Annotated in this window: 4 protein-coding genes and 1 pseudogene; 1 reads left to right on the top strand and 4 read right to left on the bottom strand. The window is 49.4% G+C overall.

Annotated elements, in window-relative coordinates; translation table 11 throughout:
• Positions 1-130 precede the first annotated feature (130 nt).
• The 3 genes and pseudogenes from KBY74_RS13460 to KBY74_RS13470 form a co-directional block, all read right to left on the bottom strand.
• Positions 131-2668, bottom strand: coding sequence for an S-layer family protein (locus KBY74_RS13460; protein ID WP_254943140.1), 2538 nt, complete (start codon positions 2666-2668; stop codon positions 131-133).
• A 348-nt stretch (positions 2669-3016) separates the two neighbouring features.
• Positions 3017-3376 (bottom strand): hypothetical protein, encoded by a 360-nt coding sequence (locus tag KBY74_RS13465; protein WP_254943141.1) that lies wholly within the window; start codon positions 3374-3376, stop codon positions 3017-3019.
• 232 nt (positions 3377-3608) lie between these two features.
• Positions 3609-3851 (bottom strand): annotated as a pseudogene (locus KBY74_RS13470) (hypothetical protein); the annotation flags it as partial.
• A gap of 101 nt (positions 3852-3952) precedes the next feature.
• Between KBY74_RS13470 and KBY74_RS13475 the strand changes: the two are divergent.
• Positions 3953-5101 carry a site-specific integrase gene (locus KBY74_RS13475; protein ID WP_315859077.1) on the top strand — a complete coding sequence of 383 codons (1149 nt, stop codon included), beginning with the start codon at positions 3953-3955 and terminating at the stop codon, positions 5099-5101.
• On the opposite strand, the gene KBY74_RS13480 is transcribed toward KBY74_RS13475, so the two are convergent.
• Positions 5059-5347, bottom strand: a 289-nt coding sequence (locus KBY74_RS13480; RefSeq protein ID WP_254943142.1) for a hypothetical protein, incomplete at its 5' end; no start/stop codon positions are given. The two genes, KBY74_RS13475 and KBY74_RS13480, sit on opposite strands and share 43 nt — an antisense overlap.

A 5347-nucleotide genomic window follows, 5' to 3' on the forward strand; every position in this document is an offset into this window, starting at 1 on the left:
AGAACCGATGACAAGGCAGCGTCATCACTGCCCTTGGATCTGGCGGGAAAAATCCTGACCGTGCTTGAGGTGGGTATTGAGGATTTGTTGGAGATGGTTGAGTGGTGAATTTCCCCCCTCTCAAGACTCCTCAGGTAATCGCCAGACTGGTGAGGGCACCTGAGTAACCCGTTATCTCAATCAGACCATCACTGGTGCTGGAAAATCCTGTGGTGCCGTCGTTCAGTGCCAAGAAGGTGCGGGTGCTGCTGCCAGATACAAATGTAAAGGTTGCTGCTTGGTTGGCACCAAAGATTGCTCTGGTGAGAAGTGCGGAAATACCCTTCTGGTTAAGGGTTGCGACCGTTCCTAGTTCCTTTGTATTCTCTGTTGAAACGTCAGTAGGTCCATCAAGGATGTCTGTGCCAATCGCGAAGTCAGTGATTCTGTCTAAAGAAGCAAGTCTGGATTCAGTTAGAGCAAAGCGGAGGGTATCAGCACCACCTAGACCAGTTAGCACATCTGCTCCATCACCACCAACGAGGACGTTTGATGCTTCGTTGCCCGAGAGGGTGTTGTTGAGTGTGTTTCCAGTGCCGTTGATGGCAGCAGTAAATGTAAGCGTCAGGTTTTCAACGTTGGCACCTAACGCATAGGTGATGGATGACTGAACAGTGTCAGTTCCTGCTGATGCTTCTTCTGTGACAGTATCTCCAGTATTATCAACCCGGTAGGTGTCGTTGCCTGCGCCACCAGCAAAGTTGTTATTCCCCGAGTTGCCCGTAAGGATATTATCCAACCCATTCCCTGTAGCGTTGATATTTCCCGTGCCAGTAAGTATAAGATTTTCAATGTTATCGCCGATCGCAAAACTAACAGAGGATCGAACAGTGTCGGTTCCTGCTGATGCTTCTTCTATGACAGTATCTCCAGCGTTGTCAACCAGGTAGGTGTCGTTGCCTGCGCCACCAGCGAGGATGTTCTTCCCCGAGTTGCCCGTAAGGATATTATTCAACCCATTGCCTGTAGCGTTGATATTTCCCGTGCCAGTAAGTGTAAGATTTTCAATGTTATTGCCGATCGTAAAGCTAACAGAGGATTGAACAGTGTCGGCTCCTGCTGATGCTTCTTCTATGGCAGTATCTCCAGTGTTGTCAACTAGGTAGGTATCGTTGCCTGCGCCACCAGCGAGGATGTTATTCCCCGAGTTGCCCGCAAGGATATTATTCAACCCATTGCCCGTAGCGTTTATATTTTCCGTGCCAGTAAGTGTAAGATTTTCAATGTTATTGCCGATCGCAAGGCTAACAGAAGATTGAACAGTGTCGGTTCCTGCTGATGCTTCTTCCATGACAGTATCCCCAGTGTTGTCAACCAGGTAGGTGTCGTTGCCTGCGGCACCAGCGAGGATGTTATTCCCCGAGTTGCCTGTAAGGATATTATTCAACCCATTGCCTGTAGCGTTGATGTTTCCCGTGCCAGTAAGTGTAAGATTTTCAATATTATTGCCAAGAATAAAATCGACAGAAGATTGAACAGTGTCGGTTCCTGCTGATGCTTCTTCTATGACAGTATCTTCAGTGTTATCAACCAGGTAGGTGTCGTTGCCTGCGGCACCAGCCATGGCGTCAACACCTGTTCCACCGTCGATGATGTTGTTCCTCCAGTTGCCTGTAAGGATATTATTCAACTCATTGCCTGTAGCGTTTATATTTCCCTTGCCAGTAAGTGTAAGATTTTCAATGTTATTGCTGAGTATGAAATCGACAGAAGATTGAACAGTGTCGGTTCCTGCTGATGCTTCTTCTATGACAGTATCTCCAGTGTTATCAACCAGGTAGGTGTCGTTGCCTAGACCCCCTGCCATGGCGTCAGCACCTGTTCCGCCATTGATGATGTTGTCCCCCGAGTTGCCTGTCAGGATATTATTCAACCCATTGCCTGTAGCGTTGATGTTTCCCGTGCCAGTAAGTGTAAGATTTTCAATATTATAGCCGAGTGTAAAACTAATAGAAGATTCAACAGTGTCGATTCCTCCCGGTTCTTCTTCTATGGCAGTATCGCCAGTGTTGTCAACTAGATAGGTGTCGTTGCCTAGACCCCCCGCCATGCCGTCAGCACCTGTTCCACCATCGAGTGTGTCATTGTTGATAGTTCCACTTAGATTGTCGTTCCCTGCTCCCCCGCTTAATGATGCCCCTTCCGCTCTGATCTCTTCGCCGCTTGGGAGTTTCAATATGACAGTATCATCATCTGAGTGCACTTGATTTACCTCATTGGCTCTTAATATTTTGCCCCTAAGCTTTAGACTGAAATACTCACCCTCGTCTCCCTGGGTATCTTTTTTGTTAAATCGCGAATCTAGATAATGCCCAAATTCTTCAGTCAGCACATCGGAAACCTGACTCTTGCTCCCTCCTGCTAGCCAATCCGAATTCAGGTAAATGGTCTGAGTCGTGGATGACCACGCACCAATTGCTCCCCCCATACCAGAACGACTGAGTAGTTCAATTCTTGGGATATCAGACCATTCACCCGCCGCCAACCTGCCGTTGAGACCCGCAAGAGACGAAGGCACAGTCTCAAGTTCCAGTGCCTGGGACGCTGCGCTGACTAGTGCACCAGAGACCGCCCATGACTGCAACTGGGTCCGCCAGTCGCTCAGGTACGCCAGGAGCAGGGACTGCATGGGGTCTTGGGCAGTGGTCATGGTCAGTTCTCTTTTTGCTTGCTAGATCTGCTGCATCCTGCTGAACCGCATCGGCAGTAGGGCAAAGACTGCTGTACAACTTTAGTACTAGTTGGGTGCCCTCGCTTTCCCGTCGTCTGCTACCTAACCTTGCGCAGATTGACTGCAACGCATTTGGACAATGCAGTTGCGCAGTTTGCTAGATCGCTTCTTCGCTTTGACCATCATTCTTGCTAACGGCGCATTATTTCACCCTTCTTTTGTTGTCCGACCAAGGAGTCGTGTCCACCCCTTTGTCCCGTCACCGCTGTATTTGCTGATAAAAGCCTCGTAAATTCCACTATTAGTTTACCCATCAAAAGATCCTTTGGTGTAACCCGTGATATAGATCGATCCATCGGCAGCGGTGCTGATGGACAATACCTTGTCAAATGTAGTTGATCCCAGTAGTCGTGTCCATGCCTTTGTCCCGTCACTGCTGTATTTGCTTATAAAGACATCTTGTTCTCCACTATAAGTTTGCCCATCCAGCGATCCCATGGTTCCCCCGGTGATATAGATCGATCCATCAGCGGCGGTGTTGATGGAGGATGCAAAGTCACCATCAGATGTTCCTAGGAGTCGTGTCCATTGTTTAATTGGTTCATCCGCCATAAAACCCTCCAGAACCCCATAAGGATCAAAGGCATCAGGACTGGGGCAAGTCACTACACCCGTTATCCACTCACTCTACGCTATCTCTACAATCTCTTCCAAATCTCGTTGCGACCCGTTAATGCAACTACCGCACGGGTTCTTAGCGATTCTCAGGGGTTATGCAGTACCTGCATAAGGTCTGGATGTGTTCTGCGTGACACTCCAACTCCTCCGCCTCCAAGCCACCACCCAAGCCACTCCCAGTCCTTCCCGTAACCCTCCAAGACCACCCTCAAACCACCACTCAACCTGCCAAGACCTCAGGTGGATGCTGCTTCAGCACCTCCTTGAGATACCTGCCCGTGTGACTGGTGGGATGCTCCGCCACCTCTTCAGGAGTTCCCGTCACCACGATCTCACCACCCTTATCGCCCCCATCAGGACCCAGATCAATGATCCAGTCGGCACAGCGGATCACATCGAGGTTGTGCTCGATCACCAGGATTGAATTGCCCTTATCCACCAGGCGCTGCATCACATCCATCAATGGCTCGGCAAAGACCAGAAAGCAAGCTGTATCAAGGGTTTATGGGACCCTCACAGTAGAAAGCCCAAGTCCAAGCCGTCCTGCCCATTATTTCCCAGTTTTTGGCTAAGAAGGGCTACAAACTCCTGGTGATGGCTTGGCTGGTGATGAATGCACCAAGTAGCCCAGTAGCAGCACCCACACATCCTGTGAAGAAACCTCCTGCCCTGCGGAACAACAATGGGGTCGTTCAGGTCCGATTGAGGATTGATGGCAAAGAAGCATTCGTCAATCGTATCGGCAGATGGGATGACCCTGTAGCAATCGCAAAAGCACAAGCAATCAGTGCCCAGATCTGGTCTGATGTGCAGCAAGGATCATTTGATGCCTCACTCCGTTCCTACCAAAGCAATCCAGAGAAACCTGATGTGGGACTACTTGCTGGCTTGATGCACTTTGCTCACACCAAAAGGCAAGGAAGGACCATTCACGCCTACAGACTGGTCAGGGACTATGGAAAGACCCTGAGGAACAAAGGGGATGTAGAAACATTCGTGCGTTGGATGCAGGAAAGGGGACTGAGCAACAGGACCATCGAAGGCATCCTGTGCGAATGCAGAAGGGTATGCCCTGGAAGCAAGGTGATGTTTACTCACCGCTTGAAGTTCCAAAAGAAGTCTGTCCAATCGGATGTGCTTGGTAAGGATGAAATCCAGGCAGTTTTGATGGACCTCAAGGCAAACGACACCTGGTATTACCCACTCTTTGCTCTGTGGTTGAGCACAGGTCTTAGAAATGGGGAACTGCGAGGTTTGACGTGGGATTGCATCAAGTGGTCAGAAGGAGAACTGCTGATTCACAAGGCACTACGGGTAGATGGTCTCAACAATCACAAGTTCCTGTGGGCATCAACCAAAACAGGTAAAGAACGCATCGTGCCATTGAATCCAATGGTCCTTGCGGTCCTGGAAGAACACAAGAACCAGATGCAAGCATCAGGTCTCTATAACCCCAATGGTCTGGTGTTCCTTACCCCAGTCAGTCACAACAACGTCTACGACAGTCTGTTGGGTGCTGTGTTCAAGAGGTCCTTGAAACGTTGTGGTCTACAACCTCGACGGTTGTATGCCCAACGGCACACCTTCCTCTCTCACGCACTGGCGATGGGCAACTCACCTGCTGATTTGGCACAAGTAGCAGGTCATAGCACCGAAATGCTCCTGAAGACCTATGCCAAACCAACAGGAAGGGTGCTGATGCCGAGTTGGTAGCTATTCCACAATTCTATGCAGCACTCAGGATAACACTTGACCTTCTCTTCGAGTTGTTTTAATAGGTCAGATGCATTGCCATCCAGTCTCTCCCAAAGAAAATCCCAGAATCCACCCCAGAGCTCATTCTCCTCATAGGCATCATAGATATCGGCATCTTCAGGAAGATTGGGAATTTCCTTGCGAACATATAACTCCCGAATCTCAGAGAGCTCAGTAGAGTAGTCAAAGGCAATACCATTTTGA

It is taken from the genome of Cyanobium sp. A1C-AMD, assembly GCF_024346495.1.
GTDB classification, from domain to species: Bacteria; Cyanobacteriota; Cyanobacteriia; order PCC-6307; family Cyanobiaceae; genus Cyanobium_A; species Cyanobium_A usitatum.

Excerpts from the sequence above, each read along its gene's own strand:
- KBY74_RS13460 (WP_254943140.1), bottom strand. The coding sequence starts at position 2,668 with ATGCAGTCCCTGCTCCTGGCGTACCTGAGCGACTGGCGGACCCAGTTG.